At 71.9% G+C, this 23,028-nt stretch carries 19 protein-coding genes; 3 read left to right on the top strand and 16 right to left on the bottom strand.

Features of this window, described 5'->3' with window-relative positions:
* Positions 1-17 precede the first annotated feature (17 nt).
* The 7 genes from MM440_RS13685 to MM440_RS13655 form a co-directional block, all read right to left on the bottom strand.
* Positions 18-1,538, bottom strand: coding sequence for a hypothetical protein (locus MM440_RS13685; protein WP_241444927.1), 1,521 nt, complete (start codon positions 1,536-1,538; stop codon positions 18-20).
* A 327-nt stretch (positions 1,539-1,865) separates the two neighbouring features.
* A complete protein-coding gene (locus MM440_RS13680; RefSeq protein WP_241444925.1) occupies positions 1,866-2,786 on the bottom strand; it encodes an AEC family transporter in 921 nt (306 codons plus the stop codon).
* A 21-nt stretch (positions 2,787-2,807) separates the two neighbouring features.
* Complete coding sequence (locus MM440_RS13675) at positions 2,808-3,623, bottom strand: ABC transporter permease (protein WP_241444923.1); 816 nt, start codon at positions 3,621-3,623, stop codon at positions 2,808-2,810.
* Positions 3,620-4,468, bottom strand: coding sequence for an ABC transporter permease (locus MM440_RS13670; protein ID WP_241444922.1), 849 nt, complete (start codon positions 4,466-4,468; stop codon positions 3,620-3,622). Before MM440_RS13670 ends, MM440_RS13675 begins: the two co-directional genes overlap by 4 nt.
* Positions 4,465-5,775 (bottom strand): ABC transporter ATP-binding protein, encoded by a 1,311-nt coding sequence (locus MM440_RS13665; RefSeq protein WP_241444921.1) that lies wholly within the window; start codon positions 5,773-5,775, stop codon positions 4,465-4,467. Before MM440_RS13665 ends, MM440_RS13670 begins: the two co-directional genes overlap by 4 nt.
* The gene (locus tag MM440_RS13660; protein ID WP_241444920.1) at positions 5,772-7,007 is read right to left on the bottom strand and encodes a polyamine ABC transporter substrate-binding protein; all 1,236 of its coding nucleotides are present in this window, start codon (positions 7,005-7,007) and stop codon (positions 5,772-5,774) included. Before MM440_RS13660 ends, MM440_RS13665 begins: the two co-directional genes overlap by 4 nt.
* Before the next feature lie 143 nt (positions 7,008-7,150).
* Complete coding sequence (locus MM440_RS13655; protein WP_241444919.1) at positions 7,151-9,058, bottom strand: propionyl-CoA synthetase; 1,908 nt, start codon at positions 9,056-9,058, stop codon at positions 7,151-7,153.
* A 121-nt stretch (positions 9,059-9,179) separates the two neighbouring features.
* On the opposite strand from MM440_RS13655, the gene MM440_RS13650 reads away from it, so the two are divergent.
* The 3 genes from MM440_RS13650 to MM440_RS13640 all read left to right on the top strand — a co-directional run bounded on the left by MM440_RS13650 (position 9,180) and on the right by MM440_RS13640 (position 12,560).
* Positions 9,180-10,361, top strand: coding sequence for an LOG family protein (locus MM440_RS13650; RefSeq protein ID WP_241444918.1), 1,182 nt, complete (start codon positions 9,180-9,182; stop codon positions 10,359-10,361).
* Between the two features lie 46 nt (positions 10,362-10,407).
* Positions 10,408-11,226, top strand: a complete 819-nt coding sequence (locus MM440_RS13645) for a DUF937 domain-containing protein (RefSeq protein ID WP_241444917.1) — start codon at positions 10,408-10,410, stop codon at positions 11,224-11,226.
* 686 nt (positions 11,227-11,912) lie between these two features.
* Positions 11,913-12,560 carry a hypothetical protein gene (locus tag MM440_RS13640; RefSeq protein WP_241444916.1) on the top strand — a complete coding sequence of 216 codons (648 nt, stop codon included), beginning with the start codon at positions 11,913-11,915 and terminating at the stop codon, positions 12,558-12,560.
* 68 nt (positions 12,561-12,628) lie between these two features.
* On the opposite strand, the gene gatB is transcribed toward MM440_RS13640, so the two are convergent.
* The 9 genes from gatB to MM440_RS13595 all read right to left on the bottom strand — a co-directional run bounded on the left by gatB (position 12,629) and on the right by MM440_RS13595 (position 23,020).
* Positions 12,629-14,161 carry an Asp-tRNA(Asn)/Glu-tRNA(Gln) amidotransferase subunit GatB gene (gene gatB / locus MM440_RS13635; RefSeq protein WP_277626713.1) on the bottom strand — a complete coding sequence of 511 codons (1,533 nt, stop codon included), beginning with the start codon at positions 14,159-14,161 and terminating at the stop codon, positions 12,629-12,631.
* Positions 14,162-14,167: 6 nt separating this feature from the next.
* Complete coding sequence (gene gatA, locus MM440_RS13630; protein ID WP_241444915.1) at positions 14,168-15,691, bottom strand: Asp-tRNA(Asn)/Glu-tRNA(Gln) amidotransferase subunit GatA; 1,524 nt, start codon at positions 15,689-15,691, stop codon at positions 14,168-14,170.
* 4 nt (positions 15,692-15,695) lie between these two features.
* Positions 15,696-16,001, bottom strand: coding sequence for an Asp-tRNA(Asn)/Glu-tRNA(Gln) amidotransferase subunit GatC (gene gatC / locus MM440_RS13625; RefSeq protein WP_241444914.1), 306 nt, complete (start codon positions 15,999-16,001; stop codon positions 15,696-15,698).
* Between the two features lie 29 nt (positions 16,002-16,030).
* Positions 16,031-18,262, bottom strand: coding sequence for an NAD-dependent DNA ligase LigA (gene ligA, locus MM440_RS13620; protein ID WP_241444913.1), 2,232 nt, complete (start codon positions 18,260-18,262; stop codon positions 16,031-16,033).
* Positions 18,263-18,314: 52 nt separating this feature from the next.
* Positions 18,315-18,653 carry a MazG nucleotide pyrophosphohydrolase domain-containing protein gene (locus MM440_RS13615; protein ID WP_241444912.1) on the bottom strand — a complete coding sequence of 113 codons (339 nt, stop codon included), beginning with the start codon at positions 18,651-18,653 and terminating at the stop codon, positions 18,315-18,317.
* An 89-nt stretch (positions 18,654-18,742) separates the two neighbouring features.
* Positions 18,743-19,570 (bottom strand): shikimate 5-dehydrogenase, encoded by an 828-nt coding sequence (locus tag MM440_RS13610; RefSeq protein ID WP_241444911.1) that lies wholly within the window; start codon positions 19,568-19,570, stop codon positions 18,743-18,745.
* Positions 19,571-19,617: 47 nt separating this feature from the next.
* Complete coding sequence (locus MM440_RS13605) at positions 19,618-20,604, bottom strand: uroporphyrinogen decarboxylase/cobalamine-independent methonine synthase family protein (protein WP_241444909.1); 987 nt, start codon at positions 20,602-20,604, stop codon at positions 19,618-19,620.
* Positions 20,601-21,815: a tRNA 2-thiouridine(34) synthase MnmA gene (mnmA, locus tag MM440_RS13600; RefSeq protein WP_241444907.1), complete on the bottom strand. Its 1,215-nt coding sequence runs from the start codon at positions 21,813-21,815 to the stop codon at positions 20,601-20,603. The genes MM440_RS13605 and mnmA overlap by 4 nt, the downstream gene beginning before the upstream one ends.
* Complete coding sequence (locus tag MM440_RS13595) at positions 21,815-23,020, bottom strand: cysteine desulfurase family protein (RefSeq protein WP_241444905.1); 1,206 nt, start codon at positions 23,018-23,020, stop codon at positions 21,815-21,817. The genes mnmA and MM440_RS13595 overlap by 1 nt, the downstream gene beginning before the upstream one ends.
* Positions 23,021-23,028: the final 8 nt, after the last annotated feature.

Here is a 23,028-nt window from a genome sequence, read left to right as displayed (position 1 = left end):
TGTGGCGGATCATGGGGTCACCAGCCCGTCGCGTGGCGCCAGAAGAGGGTGAACTCCGGGCTGCGCCACCGGTCGCGCGCCTGGTGCAGCGCGAGCGCCAGGACGAGCGTGTCGCCGAGCGCGAGGACGGCGTAGGACGCGGTCCCGCTGAAGAGCGTGAACGCGAGCACCGCGATCAGCAGGTGCGCTCCGCTGATCACCTGGGCGCGCACCCGCTCGCCGATGTAGTCGAGCTTGTAGGCGAGCAGGGTGATGACGAGGAAGAGCCACGAGGCGACCGAGACGGTCGCCGACAGCACCGCGTCGGCCGGGTCGAGGGCTACGACGACGGCCGTGAGGGCGATGGTGAGCAGCGCGCCGACGAGGGCCGCGCGGGCCACGGTGGCGACGACCGTGCCGACGAGGCCGGCTGAGACGCCGGTCAGCCGCGACGCGGGCAGCGACTCCATCGCGTCGCGCAGGTCCAGGACGCCGCGGTCGAAGCGCGGCGCGAGGCGCACGAAGTAGAAGTTGTAGGCGACGACGGCCGGCATCAGCGCCAGGAAGACGGTCTGGACCGCGAACTGCCCACCGCCGGCGAGGAAGACGAGCACCTTGTCGGCCCACAGCACCGAGCCGAGCAGCAGGCCGCGGAGCAGGTCGACGGCCACCTCGCGCATCGGCAGGGTGCGGACCCCGAGCGACTCACGCGCCGGGGTGAGCGCGCCGCGAAGCGACCAGCACGCGACGAGGGTCGCGACGAGCGGCGGCAGGAACCACAGCGCGGGAGCGGCGAGCAGGGCCGCGGCGTAGGCCGCCCACGACAGCGCCCACAGGCCGCGGCGCCGACCGGCGTTGACCACGACGAGCGCCTGGACGAACGCGAGGTGCGCCAGGCACAGGCCGACGTAGACCGCGAGCGCGGCGAGCGGCAGGCGCAGCACCGACTCGACGAGCACGGCGAAGAGGGCGACCACCGGGAGGGCCTGCACGAAGGCGCCGGGCCAGAAGCGCAGGAACGCCGCCTTGACCCGGTCGAGGTCCTCGTCGGACTGAACGGGCAGCAGCGGCCCGACGACGCGGTAGATCGGCAGGCAGCCGCTCTGGGTGAGCCAGGGCACGGTCACCGAGGAGGCGAGCAGGAGGGTCATCAGGTCGACCCCGCCGATCTGGACGCCGACGATCCGCTGCGCCGCGAGCGGGTAGGCGGCGGTCAGCAGGATGACGGGCGACAGGTGCAGCGCGAGCTCCCAGGCCATCCGGCCGCTGGAGCGGGCCGTGGCCGGCAGGTCGAGGCGGCGGTGCAGCCCCGGCGTGTGCGACGAGCTGCCGCGCACCCCGACCATCAGGGCGACGGTGACCAGGGCGACGACGCTGCCGACGACGACCAGCACGGTCGTGGCGACGACGTGCGCGAGCACGGGCAGCAGCGCGGTCCCGAGCATCGACAGGCCGACGAGGATCAGGGCGGTGGTGGGTCGAGCGGCGTCGGCGGACGCGGCGGACCGGGTGGGGTCGGGTGAGGTGAGGGGATCGAGCGGGCGTTCGAGAGTGCTCACGACGGCTTTCCTCGGCGCGACGTGACGTCGACCGATCTGGCGAGATGGGGGCCGGGCGTCGCTGCCTGGTGGCGGAAGTGCTCGGTCCGATCCGTGTCCCCATCGCGGCGAGCGCGGGCCGATCTGCGTCGGCACGGCTGGCGTGAGGCGTCCCCTCGGTCCCAAGCGGCTCTTCCAGAGTACGATCGGGCCGCCCGAAATCCGCCCTATTGGACCCGTTTTCACAGCAGACAAACGCGGACTTCTCAGCCCAAATCGCCCAGGTGGTCTAGGGAATCTACGAGCAGTGACCAAGGGCTACTCGATGCCGTGGGAAATCGGTGCCGGTCAGTGCAGCAGCAGCGCGATAACCACGATCACGGGCGCCGACAGCATCGTCGAGACGAACACGGCGTCGCGGGTGAGCAGCACCGCCTTGTCGTAGCGGTTGGCGTGGGTGAAGACGTTCTGCGCGGTCGGCAGGGCAGCGGTGACGACGGCAGCGAGCAGCAGGGTGCCGCGCAGCCCGAGCGCGAGCGCCAGCCCCAGCGCCACGAGTGGCTGCACGACCAGCTTGAGCGCGACGAGGAAGGCGACCCGACCCACGGAGCCGGACGCGCCGGGACGTGGCCCGAGGCGCAGCGAGATGCCGAACGCGAGCAGCATCGACGGGACCGCCATGTTGCCGACGATCTCGACCGGCCGCATCACCGCGGCCGGCGGGTAGTAGCCGACCAGGGACAGCACCACACCGCTCAGCGCCCCGAGCGAGAGCGGGTTGCGCAGCACCATCCGGACGATCTCCAGGCCCTTCGGGCGAGAGCCGCGGGCGTCGATGTCCATGAGCGCCATCGCGACCGGCGTGATGACGCACAGCTGCAGCAGCAGGGTGGGGGCCATGTAGGACACATTGCCGAGCACGTAGGCGGCGATCGGCACGCCGAGATTGCCGGCGTTGACGTAGGCCGCGCACATCGACCCGACGACGGCCTCACCGAGGGAGGGCCGCCACAGCCGCACCGCGACGACCAGGTAGAGCGCGACGACGATGACCACCGAGAGCGTCGACACCAGCAGGTTGGCCGAGAACACCTCGGCGATCGGTGTCTTCGACAGCACGGTCAGCAGCAGCGCGGGCGACGCGACGAAGAACGCGAGCCGGCTCAGCGTGAGCTGGGCGGTGACGTCCAGCAGCCCCACGTGCGCGAGCAGGAACCCCAGCAGGGCCAGGGCTCCGATGATCCAGAACCCGGCGGCGATCCCGGCCATGCCACCTCCCCTGCGCGCGGTCTACGACGATGAGGGTGGCACAGCCCGCCGCACGACGAGGCGCGCGACTACAGCGCAGACGGTGGCGACCGCGAACATGCTGAAGCCGATGACGTTGACCTCCGCGGGGATGCCGCGCAGGTAGGCGACGTAGACGTACTTCGGGAAGGTCGTGACGTCGCCGGACACGAAGGTGGTGATGATGAAGTCGTCGAAGGACAGCGCGAAGGACAGCAGCGCGGCGGCGACGATGCCGGGGGCGAGCAGCGGCAGCGTCACGGTGCGGAAGGTCTCCCACGGTCCGGCGTAGAGGTCCTGCGCCGCCTCCTCGAGGCGCGGGTCCATCGACTGCAGCCGGGCCCGGACGGTCACGACGACGAACGACAGGGTGAACATCACGTGGGCGGCGACGATGCTCCAGAAGCCCAGCTGCCAGCCCCAGCGCGAGAAGCCCTGCACGAAGAGGGTGAGCAGCGACGCGCCGAGCACCACCTCGGGCGTCGCCATGGGCAGGAAGACCAGCACGTCGGTCAGCCGGCGACCTCGAGCGCGCAGGCGCACCAGCGCGATCGCCATCGACGTGCCGATCACGGTAGAGATCGCGGTGGCGACCAGCCCCACCTGCAGCGAGGTGCCCAGCGCCTCGCAGACACCGGGCGCGCCGCACGGGTCCGCCCAGTGCTTGAGCGTGGGCGACCCCTGCGGGTTCCACGCGATGTTGGACTTCTTGTAGTCGTTGAACGAGAAGATGAACGTGTAGGCGACCGGGACGAACAGGTAGACCAGGACCAGCACCGCGACGATCGTGACGGCGTGGTCGGCGAGCCGGCGCCTCACGTCAGGTGCTCCGTCCCGAAGCGGCGCACCTGCACCACGACGAGCGCGAGGATGATGGCCATCAGGGTGAAGGACAGCGCGGCGGCGATCGGGTAGCCCCCGATGACGCGGAAGAACTGCGCGTCGATGACGTTGCCCACCATCTTGGTGCCGTGCTCGGAGCCGAGCAGCTCGGCGTTGACGTAGTCCCCCGCCGCCGGGATGAAGGTGAGCAGCGTGCCGGCCATGACCCCCGGGAGCGCCAGCGGTGCGGTCACCCGCTGGAAGGTCTGCCACGGCGAGCCGTAGAGGTCGGCCCCCGCCTCCAGCAGGGTCGGGTCGACCCGCTCCAGGGACGCGTAGAGCGGCAGCACCATGAACGGCAGGAAGTTGTAGGTCAGCCCCGCGACCACCGCCGCGGCCGTCTCGGTGAGGTGGCCGCCCGGCAGCAGGTGGAGTGCGCGGAGGCTGCTCGCGAGCGGCCCCTCGTCGGCGAGGATCTGCCGCCAGGCGATGGTGCGCAGCAGGAACGAGGTGAAGAACGGCGCGACGACCAGCACCATGATCAGCCCGCGCCAGCGCGGCGCCTTGAAGACCATCGTGTAGGCGAGCGGGAAGGCCAGCGCGAGGCAGAGCACGGTTGCGATCGCGGCGTAGAGCAGCGACCGGCCGAGCTGCGGGGCGAACTGCGTGAGCGCGACGACGTAGTTGCCGACGTTGACGTCGCGGTAGTAGTAGCCCGGGTAGCCCGGGAACGGCGACTGCAGGCTCACCGACGCCAGCTGCACCACCGGCGCGACGAAGAAGACGAGCAGCCACAGCAGACCCGGTGCCACCAGCAGGTACGCCGTCCTGGACCGGGTCACGGTTGGGGCACCCGGGGGCGGGCACCGGTCTGGTCCAGGCCGGTTCCATGCACGCCGGTCGCGCCGAGGCCGGTCTGATCCAGGCCGGTCGCGTCCAGGCCCGTGGCGTCGAGGCCCGTCGCGTCCAGGCCGGTCGCGTCCAGCTCGGTGCGGCCGGCGGTGGGGTCCTCGTCGCCGGCCAGGGTGAAGGTGTGCCGCAGGTCCCACGCGACACCGACCTCGTCACCCACCGCGGCCGTCGCGTCGACGCCGAGGTTCTGCTCGAACACCGTCCAGGTGCCGGCGCCCGGCAGGTCGACCAGATACTGCGTGGCCACGCCGCTGAACGCGACGTTGCGCACCCGGCCGCGCGCCAGCACGTTGGTGACGGCGGGACGGTCTACGGGATCGTCGGGGCGCAGCAGGCGCACCTTCTCGGGACGCACGCCGACGAGCACCTGACGCCGACCGTCGGGCTGGTCGACGCAGCGCCCGGCGAGCACGCGCACCCGCTGGCCGGCGAGCTCGACGACGGCCAGGTCGCCCTCGGTGCCGACGAGCGTGCCGGGCACGAGGTTGGACTGGCCGAGGAAGTTCGCGACGAAGGCCGTGCGCGGCAGGTCGTAGAGCTCGGCCGGAGGCCCCAGCTGCTCGATCCGTCCGTGGTTCATCACGGCGACGGTGTCGGCCATCGACATGGCCTCCTCCTGGTCGTGCGTGACGTGGACGAAGGTCAGCCCGATCTCGGCCTGCACCCGCTTCAGCTCGACCTGCATCTGGCGGCGCAGGGTGAGATCGAGCGCGCCGAGCGGCTCGTCGAGCAGCAGCACCTGCGGCTGGTTGACGATCGCGCGGGCGAGCGCGACGCGCTGCTGCTGGCCGCCCGACAGCGCCTGCGGGCGACGCTCGGCGACCGACCCGAGCTGCACCAGGTCGAGCGCGGAGCGGGCCGCGGCCACCGCGGTGCGGCGGTCCAGACCCCGGCGCTGCGGGCCGAAGGCGACGTTGCCGAGCACGCTCAGGTGCGGGAACAGCGCGTAGCTCTGGAAGACGGTGTTGACCGGGCGCTCGTGCGCGCGCGTGCGGGTGAGGTCGGCGTCACCGACGAGGATGCGACCGGCGTCCGGGCGGTCCAGGCCGGCGACCATGCGCAGCGTGGTCGTCTTGCCACAGCCCGACGGGCCGACGAGGGCGAAGAACGAGCCCTGCGGCACGGTCAGATCCAGGTGGTCCACGGCCACCACGTCCCCGTAGACCCGCCGCAGGCCTTCCAGCCGCAGGTCACCCATCGCCTCGCGCACGGACGTGTCCCGGTGCCGACGCCTCATGCCTCCACCACCGCCGTCCACATCGCCGCGAGCTCGGCCTCCTGCGCCGGGTCGAGCGCGCGGAAGACGCGCTGCCTGGCCAGCTCGGCCGTGCTGGGGAAGATGAGCGGGTCGTCGACCAGCTCGGGGTCGACCTTCGCCATCGCCTCGCGCGCACCCCGCACCGGGCAGATGTAGCTCACCCAGGCGGCGACCCGCGCGGCGACGTCGGGGCGGTAGTAGTAGTCCATCAGCGCCTCGGCGTTGCGCCGGTGGGTGCTGGTGCTCGGGATGACCATGTTGTCGCTCCAGAGCATCCCGCCGGACTCGGGCAGGACGAATCGCCAGCTGTCGTTGCCGGTCTCGGCGCGCAGGGTCACCACGTCGCCGCTCCACACGATGCCGGCGAGCGCGTTGCCGGACTGCAGGTCCTGGACGTAGGAGTTCCCGCGCAGGCGGCGGATCTGGCCCGCGGCGACCTGCTTGCGGACGACGTCGACCGCGGCGGCGAACTGGTCGCGGGTGAACGGCTGGGCGGGGTCCACGCCCTGCGAGCGCATGACCAGCCCGAGGGTGTCGCGATACTCCGTCAGCGCGACCACGCGGCCCTTGAGGTCAGGACGCCACAGGTCGTCGACCGAGCGAATCTCCTTGACCTTGCTGGCGTCGTAGGCGATCCCGGTCAACCCCGACTGCCACGGCAGCGAGTAGGCGCGGCCCGGGTCGAACGGCGCGTCGATCAGCTCGGGCAGGATGCCCGGCGCGTGCGGCATCCGCAGCAGCTCGAGCGGCTGCACCAGGTCCTGGGCGATCATCCGGTTGACCATCCAGTCGCTCAGCACCACGATGTCGCGCCCGATGTCCTGCCCGGCGCGCAGCTGCGGAGCGATCTTGTTGACGTAGACGTCGTTGTCGTCGATGTCCTCGGTGTAGCTCACCTGCAGGCCCGACTCCCGGCGGAAGTCGTCGAGCGTCGGGTAGCGGTGGGTGGTCTCGTCCTGGTCGAGATACTGCGTCCAGTTGGCAAACGCCACGCGCCGGTCCGTTGCCGAACGGTCTACGGGCAGAGGGCGTTTCGTCGCGGCGGCCGCAGGCGGCACGGGTGGGACGCACCCGGTCAGCGAGCCCGCGGCGGCGACGCCGAGGGCGCCGAGAGCAGTGGTCGCCGCGGCCGAGCCGAGCAACCCCCGACGGCTGAGCGATGCACGTCGGGTGAGCGAAGCGCGTCGGGCGAGCGTGCCGCGAGCGTCCAACCAGGCCTCCTCCTGGGACCTGGGTCGTCCAGGTCCGCTATCGCACCGCGCCCGGGCTCCCCGGGGGTCGGGGCGAGAACGGAGGACAAAACGTGACGAGGATACCGCCCGGCAGGCCTCGCCGACGAGGCCTGCTGGTCGCTCTACGACTGGTTGGCGCGCAGGACGGGCGTGAGCGTGTCGAGGACGCCCTGGTCCTCGATGGTCGAGGGCACGACGGGGGTCTTGCCGGCGGCGATCTCGCGCATCGTCTTGCGCAGGATCTTGCCGGAGCGGGTCTTGGGCAGGCCGTCGACGATGTCGACCTGCTTGAGGGCGGCGACGGCACCGACCTCGTCGCGCACCCGCTTGACCAGCTCGGCGACGATCCGCTCGCGCACGGACTCGTCGTCGGCGTCGACGCCGGCCTTCAGCACGACGAAGCCGCGCGGCAGCTCGCCCTTGAACGAGTCGGGCACGCCGATGACCGCGCACTCGGCGACGTCGGGGTGGCCGGCGAGGGCCGCCTCGATCGAGCCGGTCGACAGCCGGTGCCCCGCGACGTTGAGCACGTCGTCGGTGCGTCCCATGACGAACAGGTAGCCGTCCTCGTCGATGTAGCCACCGTCACCGGTGAGGTAGTAGCCCGGATAGGCCGCGAAATAGCCTGACACATAACGTTCGTCGTCGTTGAACAGGGTCGGGAAGGTGCCCGGCGGCAGCGGCAGCTTGGCCACGATCGAGCCCTCGTGGTTGGGCCCGGCGACGTTGCCCATCTCGTCGAGGATCTGGATGTCGTAGCCCGCCATCGGCACCGTCGGCGACCCCGGCTTGATCGGGAGGCGCTCGATGCCGACCGGGTTGGCGGCGATCGGCCAGCCCGTCTCGGTCTGCCACCAGTTGTCGATCACGGGGCGGCTCGTGACGTCGGTGGCCCAGTGGTAGGTGTCGGGGTCGAGCCGCTCCCCCGCGAGGTAGATCGTGCGCAGCGACGAGATGTCGTGCTCGGCCAGGTGCTCGGCGCGCGAGTCCTCCTTCTTGATCGCGCGGAACGCGGTGGGCGCGGTGAACAGCGAGTTGACGCCGTAGTCCTCGACCACGCGCCAGAACGCACCCGCGTCGGGAGTGCCGATCGGCTTGCCCTCGTAGAGCACGGTGGTGCAGCCGGTGAGCAGCGGCGCGTAGACGATGTAGGAGTGGCCGACGACCCAGCCCACGTCGGACGCGCAGAACATCACGTCACCCGGCTCGAGGCCGTAGACCGCGGGCATCGTCCAGCGCAGCGCCACCGCGTAGCCGCCGCTGTCGCGCAGGATGCCCTTGGGCTTCCCGGTCGTGCCGGACGTGTAGAGGATGTAGAGCGGGTCGGTGGACTGCACCGGCACGCACTCGGCGGGAGCCGCGGCGTCGGGGTGCATCAGGGTCGCCCAGTCGAGGTCGCGCTCCCCCAGCTCGGCCGGCGCCTGCTCGCGCTGCAGCACCACGCAGTGCTCGGGCTTGTGCTCGCTGCGCCGGATGGCCTCGTCGAGGAACGGCTTGTACTCGACGACGCGGCGCGGCTCGACCCCGCAGCTCGCCGACACGATGACCTTCGGGGCGGCGTCGTCGATGCGGGCGGCCAGCTCCTGCGGCGCGAACCCGCCGAACACGACCGAGTGCACCGCGCCGAGGCGGGCGCACGCGAGCATCGCGACGACCGCCTCCGGCACCATCGGCATGTAGATGAGCACCCGGTCGCCCTTGGTGACGCCGAGGTCGCGCAGCACGCCGGCGAACCGGGCCGTCAGGTCGAGCAGCTCGGCGTAGGTGTACGTCTTCTTCGTGCCGGTCACCGGGCTGTCGTAGTGCAGCGCGGCCTGGTCGGCGCGGCCACCGATGACATGGCGGTCGAGCGCGTTGTAGCAGACGTTGAGCCGGCCGTCGGGGAACCATCGGTAGAACGGAGGGTTCGAGGCGTCCAGCACCGTCGTCGGCCGGGTGATCCAGTCGATGTCCTCGGCCGCCTGACCCCAGAATCCCTCGGGGTCGCGCAGGCTCTGCTCGTGGAGGGTCGCGTAAGCACCGTTGCTCATGCCCCTATTGAACGTGGCCCGCCCAGGACCTGCCAGGGCGGGGTACCCCTTCGCGACGCTGTCGTCGCCAGACGGTCGGGATTGCGCGCCGGGCGTGCCCGCCGTGGGTGAGGATGCACCCATGGAGATCACCGATCCCGCGGACCTCGCCCGGCTGCTCGCCGACGGAGGGTCGCTGCGGCGGGTGCGGGTGCAGGGCGTGGACCTCGCGGGCGTCGAGGAGGCGCTGCTCGCCCGGGAGGACCTGCGCGGGCTCGTCGTCCTCGGCGGCCGGGTGTCACCGCGCCTCGCCGACCACCTGAACCGGCACGGCGCCGTCGTCTTCCCCGTGGGGCCGGGGGCGCCGGTCGATGTCTACCGGGGCCGGCTCTACGCGCCGGAGGAGTTGTATGCCGGGCTCGCGGAGCACGGCTACGCGCGCACGACGCCGGACGCCCGGGCCTACGGCTGGTCGCGCGACGTGCGGCTGCACGGCGACCCCTACGTCAGCGTGCTGCGCAGCCTGCACGACGACGCGATGAACGACGCGCTCGACGAGCTGGTCGAGGGGCGCTCGGTCGTGGGCGTCATGGGCGGGCACGACATCGCGCGCGGCAGCGAGGCCTACGCCGGGGCGGCCCGGCTCGGTCTGGCCCTCGCCCAGGCCGGGCTGCTCGTGGTCACCGGCGGCGGGCCCGGCGCGATGGAGGCCGCGAACCTCGGGGCCTACGCCGCCCACGCCGGCAGCCGTGACGAGGCCGCCCGCTGGTTGGACGACACGCTGGCTGCGCTCGCCCCGGTGCCGACGTTCGTGCCCGACGTCGGGGCCTGGGCCGCCGTCGCGCTCCAGGCGCGGGCGGCGTTGGCTGGTGGGGGTTTTGGTGGTGCGGGTGTTGCTGGCGGTGTCGAAGCTGGCGACGCTGGGACGGTGCGCTCGGTGGGGATCCCGACCTGGTTCTACGGGCACGAGCCGCCCAACGTGTTCTGCGACGCGATCGCCAAGTTCTTCTCGAACGCGCTGCGCGAGGACGGCCTGCTCGCGCGCTCCAACGCCGGGGTCGTGGTGCTGCCGGGTGCGGCCGGCACGGTGCAGGAGGTGTTCCAGGCGGTGACGCGGATGTATTACCGGTTGCCGGCCGACGGTCCTCCTCCACCGCTCGTGCTGGTCGATCGCGAGCACTGGACCGAGGCGCTCCCCGTCGTCCCGCTCGTCTCGGCGCTGGGTCGTGGGCGCGCCATGGAGCAGTCCGTCGCCCTGGTCGGATCCATCGACGACGTGCTCGGCGAACTGCTCCCACAGCGGGTGGACGGGCCGTTAGTCTGACGAGAGGAGGCGGCCGACGGCGGTCGCCACGAAGGGAGCGTCACCCGTGTCCGAGCTCGACTCGCTGCGCAGCCAAGTCCCCGTAGACCAGATCGCCTCCGAGCTCGGGGTCGCCCCGGCCGACGCCCAGCGGGCCGTCGAGGCCCTGCTCCCCGCGCTGCTCGGCGGTCTGCAGGCCAACGCCGCCGACCCGTCCGGCGCCCAGTCCCTCGCGTCGGCGCTCGGTGACCACGCCGGCGACGCGTACCCGACGGACCTCGGTCAGATCGACACCGGCGACGGGCAGAAGATCGTGCAGAACATCTTCGGCGGCAACACCGGTCAGGTCGTGGACGCCCTCGGTGTCTCCTCGGCCACCGGCCCGCTCTCCTCGCAGATGGTGCAGCGGCTGCTGCCGATCCTCGCCCCGATCGTGCTCGCCTGGCTAGCCAAGAAGGTCACCGGCCAGCTCCAGGGCGCCGGCGCCGGCGCGGAGCAGTCCGGTGGCGGCTTGGGTGGTGGCCAGGACGGAGGCCTGGGTGGTGGCCTCGGTGGCGGGCTGGGCTCGATCCTCGGCTCCATCCTCGGCGGCGGCCAGTCCTCCCCCGACCCCTCGACCCAGCGCTCGGGTGCGCCCAGCCAGGCTGGTCAGGACCCCACCGGTGGCACCAGCGGCAACATCATCCAGGACGTCCTCAACTCCGCCCTCGGCGGCAGCCAGTCGACGTCCACCCCGACGTCGCAGCAGGCGCCCCAGCAGTCCCAGGCGCCCCAGTCGACGCAGCAGGGGCAGCCCACCCAGTCCTCCCAGCCGCAGCAGGGCTTCGACACCAGCACCATCCTGCAGGACGTCCTCGGCGGCCTCCTCGGCGGCGGCAAGCGCTGACCCCGTCTCGCCGCCCACCCGGCCCCACCCGCCGACACGGCACTTACCCACTCCCTACCCGCCGAGACGGCACTTAGCCACCCCGAACCCGCCGACACGGCACTTAGCCACCCCAAACCCGCCGACACGGCACCTAGACACCGAAACGGTTGTTATACCAACCATTTCAGTGGCCAAGTGCCGTCTCGACGCGGCGCGCGTCACCAACCACCATCTCGGTGGCCAACCCGCATCCCGACCCGGCGCGCAGGCGCCGGGCGGGCGCGTCACGACGGGGGTTGCGGAGCCGACTGACCCCTGTGCCGTCCACAGCCAGGGGTAGACCGTGGACGTCGCCGGAGCCGGGCGGCGAGGCTGCGGCGCATGACCATTCCCGATGAGTTGATCGCGCGAACGGTGTTCTCGTGCCAAGACGCCAGGTCCGTGGGTGTGACCACCCGCCAGCTGCAGGCGGCGCTGCGGGCCGGCGCACTGCATCAGGTCACGCGGGGGTGGTACTCCGCGACGAAACCCGAGTGGTCAGTCACCGCGCATCGACAACGCCTGCAGGTAGCCCTCGCCGAGCACCCCGCGCTGATGGCCAGCCACCACTCCGCATCCTGCACGGCCTGCCGATCCATCGACCGCCGCTGCGGCAGGTCCACCTGCAGCGCCTCGGGCCGGGGCTCAGCAGCTACCGCGACGGCGTGGTCATCCATCAGGCGCGCGAGTCGGTGCGCCCGCATCCGCAGCTGCGGGCGGTGGACCCGGCCGCCGCCGTCGTCCAGACGGCGCTGCTCGACCCGGTGTCCGGGCTGATGTCCGCCGACCGGCTGCTGGCCACCGACCCCGGGGCGCAGGCCCGCATGGACGCGGTGCTGCACGCCTACCGATCCGCGCGGGGTATCGTCCTCGCCCGGGCTGCGCTCGCCCTGGCCGACCCGCGGCACGAGTCACCGGGTGAGTCACACACGGTCTACGTGCTGCACGGGCTGGGCTGGGAGATCGAGCCGCAGTTCGGGGTGCGATGCGGGTCCAAGGTCTTCCGCCCCGACGGTCGGCTGATCGTGCCCGGACGGCCGGACGCCAAGATCGCCGTCGAGCACGACGGCCGCGACAAGTACGCCCAGATCGACGGCCGCGGTCAGACCAAGGCCGACGTCGCCGCGCTGCTGGCCGAGAAGGGGCGCGAGGACGACCTTCGTTCTCTCGGTTGGCAGTTCATCCGGGTGACCCGTGAGCGACTCCAGGTGCCTTCGAACCTCATGGTCGTCGTGGACCGAGCGGTCCTCGCGGACGCGCGTCGGCTCCGCCAGGACCGGCAGGACGGCGTGCTGGTCGGCAGTGTCTGGTGACCGAGACAGCCCATCCGAACCCTGTCGCACCAGCCCGGCCGTACCAGCCACACCAGCAGACGCCGGGGTCAGCCCTCGACGCCGAGCCGGGACAGGATGAGCGCGCGCACCTGGGCCGCGTCGGCCTGGCCCTTCGTCGCCTTCATGACCTGACCGATCAGGGCACCGGCAGCCTGCACCTTGCCGCCGCGCACCTTGTCCGCGATGGCGGCGTTGTCGGCGAGCACCGCGTCGACGGCAGCCTCCAGCGCAGAGTCGTCCTGCACCAGCTCGAGGCCGCGTGCATCGGCGACCTCGGTGGGCGAACCCTCTTGTGCGAGAACGCCTTCCATGACCTGGCGGGCCATCGAGTCGTTGAGCCGACCCGAGCGCACGAGCGAGTCGAGCTCGGCCACAAAGGCCGGGGTGAGGGCGTAGTCGCCGAGCTCCTTGCCGTCGGCGTTCGCGCGACGAGCCACCTCGCCGGTCCACCACTTGCGCGAGGCAGCCGGGGTGGCGCCGGCAGCGACCGAGGCATCGATGAGGTCGACGGCGCCGGCGCTCACCACGTCGCCCATCTCGCGGTCGGAGTAGCCCCACTCGCCCTGAAGTCGCTTGCGCCGCAAGCCGGGCGGCTCGGGCAGCGTCGCGCGCAGCGCCTCGACCTGCTCGGTGGTCGTGGCGATCGGGATCAGGTCCGGCTCGGGGAAGTAGCGGTAGTCCTCGGCGTCGGACTTCTCCCGGCCGGCCGTCGTGACTCCGGTGTCCTCGTGCCAGTGCCGCGTCTCCTGGCGCACCGTCCCACCGTCGGCGAGGATCGCGCCCTGGCGCATCATCTCATAACGCACCGCACGCTCTACGGAGCGCAGGGAGTTGACGTTCTTCGTCTCGGTGCGGGTGCCGAGCTGAGCCGAACCCTTCGGCATGAGAGAGACATTCGCGTCGCAGCGCATCGAGCCCTGCTCCATCCGGGCGTCGCTCACGTCGAGCGCCACCATGAGCTCACGCACGGCGGCGACGTAGGCCTTGGCCACCTCGGGCATGCGCTCCCCCGCGCCCCGGACCGGCTTGGTGACGATCTCGATGAGCGGGATCCCGGCGCGGTTGTAGTCGAGCAGCGAGTAGTCCGCGCCCTGGATGCGCCCGGTCGAGCCGCCGACGTGCAGCGACTTGCCGGTGTCCTCCTCCATGTGGGCGCGCTCGATCTCGACGCGGAAGACCTCCACACCGTCGCCGGTGCGGCTCGGGATCTCGACGTCCAGGTAGCCGTCGAACGCGATCGGCTCGTCGTACTGACTGGTCTGGAAGTTCTTCGGCATGTCGGGATAGAAGTAGTTCTTGCGGGCGAAGCGGCACCACGACGCGATCTGGCAGTTGAGCGCGAGACCGATGCGGATCACCGACTCGACGCCGACCGCGTTGACGACGGGCAGCGCGCCGGGCAGGCCGAGACACACCGGGCACACCTGGGTGTTGGGCTCCGCGCCGAAGTCGGTCGGGCAGCCGCAGAACATCTTGGTGTGCGTGCTGAGCTCGACGTGCACCTCGAGGCCCATCACCGGGTCGAAGCTCTCGAGGACCTCGTCGTAGTCGAGCACGGGCTGGATAGCGTTGGTGGACAAGGCCGTTCACCCTTCCTTCGAGAGCTGGGTCGGCTCGGGGACGCGGTCGAGCAGCGGCCCGCCCCACTGCTCCTGCAGCATGCGCTCGAGCGCGGCCCCCACGAGGTAGAGCCGGTCGTCGGCCATCGCGGGCGCGAGGACCTGTAGACCGGTCGGCAGCCCGTCCTCGGCGGCCAGCCCGCTCGGGACGGACATGCCCGGGATGCCGGCGAGGTTGGCCGGGATGGTGGCGATGTCGTTGAGATACATGGCCATCGGGTCGTCCAGCTTCTCGCCGAGCCGGAAAGCGGTCGTCGGCGCCGTGGGCGACACGAGCACGTCGGCCTGCGTGAACGCCTGCTCGAAGTCTCGCGCGATCAGCGTGCGGACCTTCTGCGCCTGGCCGTAGTACGCGTCGTAGTACCCGCTCGACAGGGCGTAGGTGCCGATGATGATGCGGCGCTTGACCTCCTCGCCGAAGCCGGCCTCGCGCGAGGAGGCCATGACCTGCTCGGCGCTCGGGAGCGCTACGTCGGCGGGGGGGACGCGCAGGCCGTAGCGCATGGCGTCGAACCGCGCGAGGTTCGAGGACGCCTCGCTCGGGAGGATGAGGTAGTAGGCGGCGAGGGCGTACTGGAAGTGCGGGCAGGACACCTCGACGACCTCGGCGCCGGCCGCGGTCAGCGCGGCGACGGCGGCGTCGAAGTTGGCCTGGACGCCGGGCTGGTAGGCGTCGCCGGTCAGCTCCTTGACGATGCCGATGCGCAGGCCAGCGACGTCACCGGAGCGGGCCGCCTCGACCACCGGAGGCACCGGCTGATCGATGGAGGTCGAGTCGAGCGGGTCGTGCCCCGCCATCAGCTCGTGCAGCAGCGCCGTGTCGAGGACCGTGCGGCCGCACGGGCCGCCCTGGTCCAACGAGGAGGCGAGCGCGATCAGGCCGTAGCGCGACACCCCGCCGTAGGTGGGCTTGGTGCCGACGGTCGCGGTCACGGCAGCGGGCTGGCGGATCGAGCCACCGGTGTCGGTGCCGGTCGCGAGCGGCGCCTGGAAGGACGCGAGGACGCTCGACGAGCCGCCGCCGGACCCGCCGGGGATGCGGTCGAGGTCCCACGGGTTGTGCGACGGTCCGTAGGCCGAGTGCTCCGTGGAGGAGCCCATGGCGAACTCGTCCATGTTGGTCTTGCCGAGGATCGGCAGGCGAGCCGCCTTGATGCGGGCGACGACGGTGGCGTCGTAGGGCGGGATCCAGCCCTCGAGCATCCGCGAGCCCGCCGTCGTCGGCAGCCCCGTCGTCGTCATGATGTCCTTGATCGCGATCGGCACCCCGGCCAGCGGGTGCAGCTGCTCGCCGCGCGCACGCAGCTCGTCGACCTCGCGGGCGGTGGCGAGCGCCCCCTCGGCGTCGACGTGCAGGTAGGCGTGGACGGCGCCGTCGACGGCCGCGATCCGGTCGAGGTGGGCCTGGGTCAGCTCGACCGAGGTGATCGCGCCGGACGCGAGCTGCTCGGCCATCTGCGCAGCACTGAGCCGCGTGAGATCGGTGGTCATTCGGTCAGTCCTCGCTCAGGATCCGGGGCACCTCGAAGCGGCCGTCCTCCTGCGCCGGAGCGCCGGAGAGGGCCTGCTGCGCCGTGAGCCGCTCGTCCAGCGGCCGCACGACGTCGGGGCGCGTCACGTTGGTGAGCGGCAGCGGGTGCGACATCGGCGGGATGTCCTGCGCGGTCACCTCACCGACCTGGGCGACCGAGTCGAGGATGACCGCGAGCTCGCCGGCCATCTTGTCGAGCTCGGCGTCGGTCATCTGGATGCGCGCGAGGCCGGCCAGGTGGGCCACCTGCTCACGGGACAGTGCAGACATGGTCGTCATCCTATCGGCGGCTCCCGCGGTCACTCGTCGACGCCCTCGGCGCCCTCGCCGCCCTCGGCGCCGTCACCGTCCGCGGCCTGGTCGGAGTCGTCAGCCGGAGTCACCGCCGCAGCACCGCCCTCGAGCAGGCGCACGAAGCCGGCCTCGTCGAGCACGGGACGGCCGAGCTCCACGGCCTTGTCGGCCTTGCTGCCGGCGTTGTCACCGACCACGACGAAGTCGGTCTTCTTCGACACCGACCCCGACGCCTTGCCGCCGCGCACCAGGATGGCCTCCTTGGCCGAGTCGCGGGTGAAGCCCTCGAGGGAGCCGGTGACCACCACGGTGAGCCCCTCGAGGGTGCGCTCGATCGAGGAGTCGGTCTCGTCCTCCATGCGCACGCCGTCGGCCCGCCAGCGGTCGACGATGGCGCGGTGCCAGTCCGAGCCCTCGCCGTCGAACCACGCCCGGATCGACGCGGCGATCACCGGCCCCACTCCCTCGGTGGCGGCGAGCTGCTCCTCGGTGGCGTCCTCGATCGCCGCGAGCGAGCGGAAGTGGGTGGCGAGGCCCCGGGCCGCCGTCGGCCCGACGTGTCGGATCGACAGAGCCACGAGCACCCGCCACAGCGGCTGGTCCTTGGCCTTGTCGAGGTTGTCGAGCAGCTTGCGGCCGTTGGCCGACAGCACGCGCCCCTCGACCTCGTCCTTGCGGCTCGCCGCCCGGGTGTAGAGCGGCACGCGGGCCACGTCCTCGGCCGTCAGTCCGAACAGGGTCGACTCGTCCTGCAGGACACCCGAGTCGAGCAGGGCGATGGCGCCCTCCCACCCGAGCGCCTCGATGTCGAACGCCCCACGACCGGCGAGCGCGAAGAGGCGCTCGCGCAGCTGGGAGGGACAGGTGCGCGCGTTGGGGCAGCGCAGGTCCTTGTCCCCCTCCTTCTCGTAGGCGAGCTCGGTGCCGCACGCCGGGCAGTGGGTCGGCATGACGAACTCCCGCTCGGTGCCGTCACGCAGGTCGACGACCGGGCCGAGGATCTCAGGGATCACGTCACCGGCCTTGCGCAGCACGACGGTGTCGCCGATCAGCACACCCTTGCGCTTGACCTCGAAGGCGTTGTGCAGCGTGGCCATCTCGACGGTCGAGCCGGCTACCTTGACCGGCTCCATCACGCCGTAGGGCGTGACCCGACCGGTGCGGCCGACGTTGACCCGGATGTCGAGGAGCGTGGTGTTGACCTCCTCGGGCGGGTACTTGTAGGCGATCGCCCAGCGCGGCGCCCGAGACGTCGACCCGAGCCGACCTTGCAGCGCGATCTCGTCGACCTTGACGACGATGCCGTCGATCTCGTGCTCGACGCTGTGCCGGTGCTCGCCGTAGTAGGTGACGAACTCCTGCACTGCCTCGGGACGGTCCACGACCTGGTAGTGCGTGGACGTGGGCATCCCCCACGCGTGCAGCCGCTCGTAGCCCTCGCTCTGGGTCGCGATGTCGAAGCCGCGCCGAGCGCCGATGCCGTGCACGAGCATGCTCAGCGGCCGGGTGGCGGTGACGGCCGGATCCTTCTGGCGCAGCGAGCCGGCGGCCGCGTTGCGCGGGTTGGCGAAGGGCGCCTTGCCCGCCTCGACCAGCGACGCGTTGAGGTCGGCAAACGCCTCGATCGGGAAGAAGACCTCACCGCGGATCTCGACCAGCTCGGGCACGTCGTCGCCGGCGAGGCGGTGCGGGATGCCCTCGATGGTGCGCACGTTGTGCGTGACGTCCTCGCCCACGCGCCCGTCGCCGCGCGTGGCCGCCCGGGTCAGCCGGCCCTGCTCGTAGGTCAGGTTGACCGCGAGCCCGTCGATCTTGAGCTCGCACAGCAGGTGCGGCGTGCCGCCGTCGAGGTCGCGCTGCACCCGAGCCATCCACTCGTCGAGCTCGCCGGCGGTGAAGACGTTGTCGAGGCTGAGCAGCCGCGCGCGGTGCTCGACCGGCGTGAACTCGGTGATGCGGGCCGCGCCGACGCGCTGGGTCGGGCTGTCGGGCGTGCGCAGGTCGGGGAACTGCTCCTCCAGCTCCTGCAGCCGCCGCATCAGCTGGTCGTAGTCGGCGTCGGACAGCGTCGGGGCGTCCCGGCCGTAGTAGGCCTCCTGCGCCTCGACCACCCGCTGCGCCGCCTCGGTCCACTCGCGGCGGGCCGGCACCGAGGCGTCCTCGACCTCGATGTCCGTGTCGGGGATGTCCCCGTCGTTGTCCTTGACCCCGCGTGCCGGGGACGTGCTCCTCGCCATGTGAGCATCGTGCCAGACGGGTCTGACACACCCCGCGCATCGGCCGCGCGGCCTACCGATCCGTGGTGAATCCGCGCTCCTGGTGGAAGGCCTCGTAGTGCAGCCACTTGTCCGTCAGGGCCTGCTCCACGTCGACGCCCGCACGCTGCGCGAAGACCAGCGTCATCGCCAGCACGTCGGCGACCTCTCCCGGTAGAGCCTGCTGCAGCTCCTCGGGCGACGCGCCCCGGTCTCGGCCCTGGCCGGTGGCCGACAGCCAGGCCTGCGCCAGCTCGCCCACCTCCTCGGTCAGCTTCAGCAGCGTCCACTCGGGCGTCCGGTCCACGCCGTAGTGGTCGGCGTAGCCCGCCGAGACGTACTCGATCCGGTCCGACCACTCGCGCAGCTCCATCCGGGCATCCTGCCAGCCCGGAGAGGCTCGTCCGGTCGCCACGCCTCGCCGACACGGCGACCAGCTGCCGTCTCGACCCCCCGGGCAGGTCAGGCGCGCGAGTAGGCGGTGGCCTCGGCGGCCAGCTCGGGGCTCGGGCGGACGCCGGTGTAGAGCACGAACTGCTCCAGGGCCTGCAGGCTCATCACCGACGCGCCGGTGATCGTGACCTTGCCGAGCTCGGCCGCGCGGGCCAGCAGCGGCGTGATCTCGGGCATCGGCACGACGTCGAAGACCACGTCGGCCGCCGTCACGACCTCGTCGGCCACCGGCAGGGCGTCGGCCTGGGGCCCGCCGGCCATGCCGACGGGCGTGCAGTTGATCACCACCTGGGGGCGGGCGTCGCCCAGCTCGGCGACCCGGTCGAACCCGTAGCGCTCCGCCAGCGCCCCACCGCTGCTCGCGTTGCGCGCCACGACGGTGACGTCCGCGTAGCCACCGTCGCGCAGCGCCGCCACGGTGGCCTTGGCCATGCCACCCGAGCCGAGCACGGCGACCGATGACGAACGGTCGATCTCGTTGTCCCGCAACAGGGTTGCGATCGCGATGTAGTCCGTGTTGTAGGCCACCAGCCGGCCGTCGGTGTTGACGATGGTGTTGACCGACTCGATGGCCTCGGCGGACGGGTCCAGCTCGTCGACGAGCGGGATGACGTCTTCCTTCCAGGGCATCGAGATCGCGGCACCCCGGATCCCGAGACCGCGCACCCCCGCTATGGCCGCGACGATGTCGGTGGTCGTGAACGCCTTGTAGACGTAGTCCAGCCCGAGCGCATCGTAGAGATAGTTGTGGAAGCGGGTGCCCGTGTTGCCGGGGCGCCCCGACAGGGACAGGCAGAGGGTGGTGTCCTTGGTGAGGTCTCCTGCGATGGTGCGCATGGCTCCACCGTAGAACGGCTCAGGCGGGACGGGTCGGGCGGAACGAGTCAGGCGGCGGTGCGGGTCGCGAGCTCGGTGGCGACCTCCACGATCCGCCGGTGGGTCTCGACGGCTCCGGCCCAGGTCTGGCCGGCCAGGCCGCACGCGGGTGACACGACGAGCCCGTCCAGCAGGTGCGGATCGACGCCGAGGTCCTCCCAGCGAGCGAGCAGCTCGTCGACGACCCGCTGCACGCGCGGAGGCTCGCCCGTGGTGGGCAGCACCCCGAGCCACACCGGCAGGCCGTCCTCGACGGTGACCGCGACCGACTCCCAGGTCTTGGGCCCGATCACCTGCGTGTCGACGGCGAGCGCGGACGCACCGGTGGTGCGCAGCAACGGGATCGGCGCCCCCTTGGCGCAGCAGTGGATGACGGTGGTCCGCTCCCCCACGGCCTTGACTGTGGCACTCAGCGCGTTGGCCGCGACGAACGAGTCGACCGCCCGGATCCGACCGAAGCCCGAGGCCGTCGGCAGCCGCCCGCCCAGCACCGACGGCAGCGACGGCTCGTCGAGCTGCACGACCACCTGCGCATCGGGCACCAGCCGCTCGACCTCCTCGGCGTAGCCCCTGATCCCCTCGGCCAGCGACTCCACCAGGTCGCGCGTGGCGCCCTCGTCGACGATGACGCGCTCGCCGCGCGGCAGCCAGATCCCGGAGGCGAGTGTCCACGGGCCGGTCGCCTGCACCTTCAGCTCGCCTTCATAACCGTCGTAGACCTCGGCCACCAGATCGAGGTCCTGTCGGCGAATCGCACTGGCCCGTTGGGCATCTCGCCCGGGACGATCGACCAGACGCCAGCCGATCGGCTGCAGGTCGACCGGCAGGTCGACGAGCAGACCCGCGGCCCGACCGATCATGTCGGCACCCGGCCCACGGTCGGGCAGCTCGGGCACGTAGGGCAGACCGCCGTCTCCGAGCAGGTCGCGGATGATCCGATCGGCCTGTGCGACATCGGTGCCCGGCCACGAGCCCATGCCCGTCGCGCGCGTCATGACGCCGCCTGCGACCGCTGGGCGTCACGGCCTACGCCGCCGGCACGAGCACGGCGACCCGTCGCGCTGATGGTGGCCGAGCCGACCACCCGCGTGCCGTCGTAGAGCACGACCGACTGGCCGGTGGCGATGCCCCGGACCGCTTCGTCGAGGTCTACCTCGAGCTGCAGCTCGGCTGCATCGACAGCCTCACCATCGACCACCCCACCATCACGACCCAGACCGTCGACACCCAAGCCATCACCACCGCCCAGAACCGTGACGGTGCAGGGGATCTCGCTGCCGTGGGCACGCACCTGGGCCCCGAGGCGCAGCGTGCGACCCACCGGTGCGGGACCCGTCCAGCGCACGTGCGTGCCGGTGAGCCGGTCGATCCCGAGCAGGTCGGCGGTGCCGACGACGACGGTGTTGCGGGGCACGTCCACCTCGACGACGTAGCGCGGGGCGCCGTCTGCGGTGGGCCGGCCGAGCCGCAGCCCGCGTCGCTGGCCGACGGTGAATGCGTAAGCGCCAGAGTGGGATCCGACGACCTCGCCCGCCGTGTCGACGATGTCACCGGGTTGCTCGCCGAGGCGCTTGGCCAGCCAGCCCTTGGTGTCGCCGTCGGCGATGAAGCAGATGTCGTGCGAGTCCGGCTTCTTGGCGACGGCTAAGCCACGCTCGGCGGCCTCGGCGCGGATCTGGTCCTTGGTCGAGTCACCGAGCGGGAACCACGACCGCTCCAGCTGCTCGGCGTCGAGGACACCCAGCACATAGCTCTGGTCCTTGGCCGGGTCGACCGCGCGGTGCAGCGAGCGCGTCCCGTCGGCACCGATCTCGACCTGGGCGTAGTGCCCGGTCGCCACCCCGTCGAACCCAAGCGCCAGGGCCTTGTCGAGCAGCGCCGCGAACTTGATCTTCTCGTTGCAGCGCAGGCAGGGGTTGGGGGTGCGGCCGGCGGAGTACTCGGTGACGAAGTCCTCGACCACGTCGTGCGCGAACCGCTCGGCCATGTCCCACACGTAGAACGGGATGACGAGCCGGTCGGCCACGCGCCGCGCGTCCCCGGCGTCCTCGATCGTGCAGCAGCCGCGGGCAGACTCCCGCAGCGTCGCGGCGGACTGGGACAGCGCGAGGTGCACGCCGACGACCTGGTGGCCGGCGTCGAGCATGCGGGCGGCGGCGACCGCCGAGTCGACCCCGCCGCTCATGGCGGCGACGATGCGGGCCATCAGAACCTCCCGGTCGCGACCCCGGCACGGCGGGCCCGCTCCACGGCGGCGGACAGCGCCGCGAGGGCCGCGTCGACGTCGGTCTCGGTCGTGGTGTGCCCGAGCGAAAAACGCAGCGCGCCACGGGCTTCCGTGTCGGACAGCCCGGTCGCGAGGAGCACGTGCGAGGGCTGCGGGACCCCGGCCGTGCACGCCGAGCCGGTCGAGCACTGGATGCCTGCGGCATCGAGCAGGTAGAGCAGGGAGTCGCCCTCGCATCCCGGCACCAGCAGGTGCGCGTTGCCGGGCAGTCGGGTGGTGGCGTCCCCCTCGACCCAGTCCCCGCCGGGGCGGATGCCGAGGTCGAGCGCCATCGCCCCGCGGATGAGCCGGTCGCGCAGCGCGACGAGACGCACGAGCTCGGCGTCCAGAGTGTCTACGGCGATCTGCAGGGCGACCGATAGGCCGCGGATGCCCGCGACGTCGAGGGTGCCGCTGCGGACCCCGCGCTCCTGACCACCGCCGTGGGTGAGCGGGACGAGCGAGGCGTCGCGCTTGAGCAGCAACGCACCGACACCGACCGGCCCACCGAGCTTGTGCGCCGTGAGGGACAGCGCGGTCGCGCCGGACGCGGTGAAGTCGACCGGCACGTGCCCCACGGCCTGGACCGCGTCGGTGTGCAGGGGCACGCCCCGCTCTGCGGCGACGGCGGCGAGCTCGGCGACGGGCTGGATCGTGCCGATCTCGTTGTTGGCCCACATGATCGATGCCAGCGCGACCGACTCGGGGTCGGCATCGATCGCGGCGGCGAGCGTCTCGGGGGCGACGCGACCGGCGCCGTCGCACTCCAGCAGGGTGACCTCGGCACCCGAGCGCCGCTCCAGCGCCTCCGCCGCCTCGAGGACGGCGTGATGCTCCAGCGTGCTGACGAGGAGGCGCCGGCGTCGACCGCCCGACGCGTCCTGCGCGGAGAAGTAGGTGCCCGTCACGGCGAGGTTGTCGGCCTCGGTGCCGCCGGAGGTGAAGACGACCTCGCTGGGCCGTGCCCCCACCAGCGACCCGATCTGCTCGCGGCTCTCCTCGACGGCGCGACGCGCAGCGCGACCGGCGGTGTGCAGGCTGGAGGGGTTGCCGACGATCGCACGCTGCTCGGCGACCGCCTCGATGACCTGCGGAAACACCGAGGTGGTGGCGGCGTGGTCCAGATAGACGAGCTGGTCACTCACCCGGTCAG

Source organism: Arsenicicoccus piscis, from assembly GCF_022568835.1.
In the GTDB taxonomy this organism is placed as follows: Bacteria; Actinomycetota; Actinomycetes; order Actinomycetales; family Dermatophilaceae; genus Arsenicicoccus; species Arsenicicoccus piscis.
This window is presented reverse-complemented; position numbering and strand designations above follow the sequence as displayed.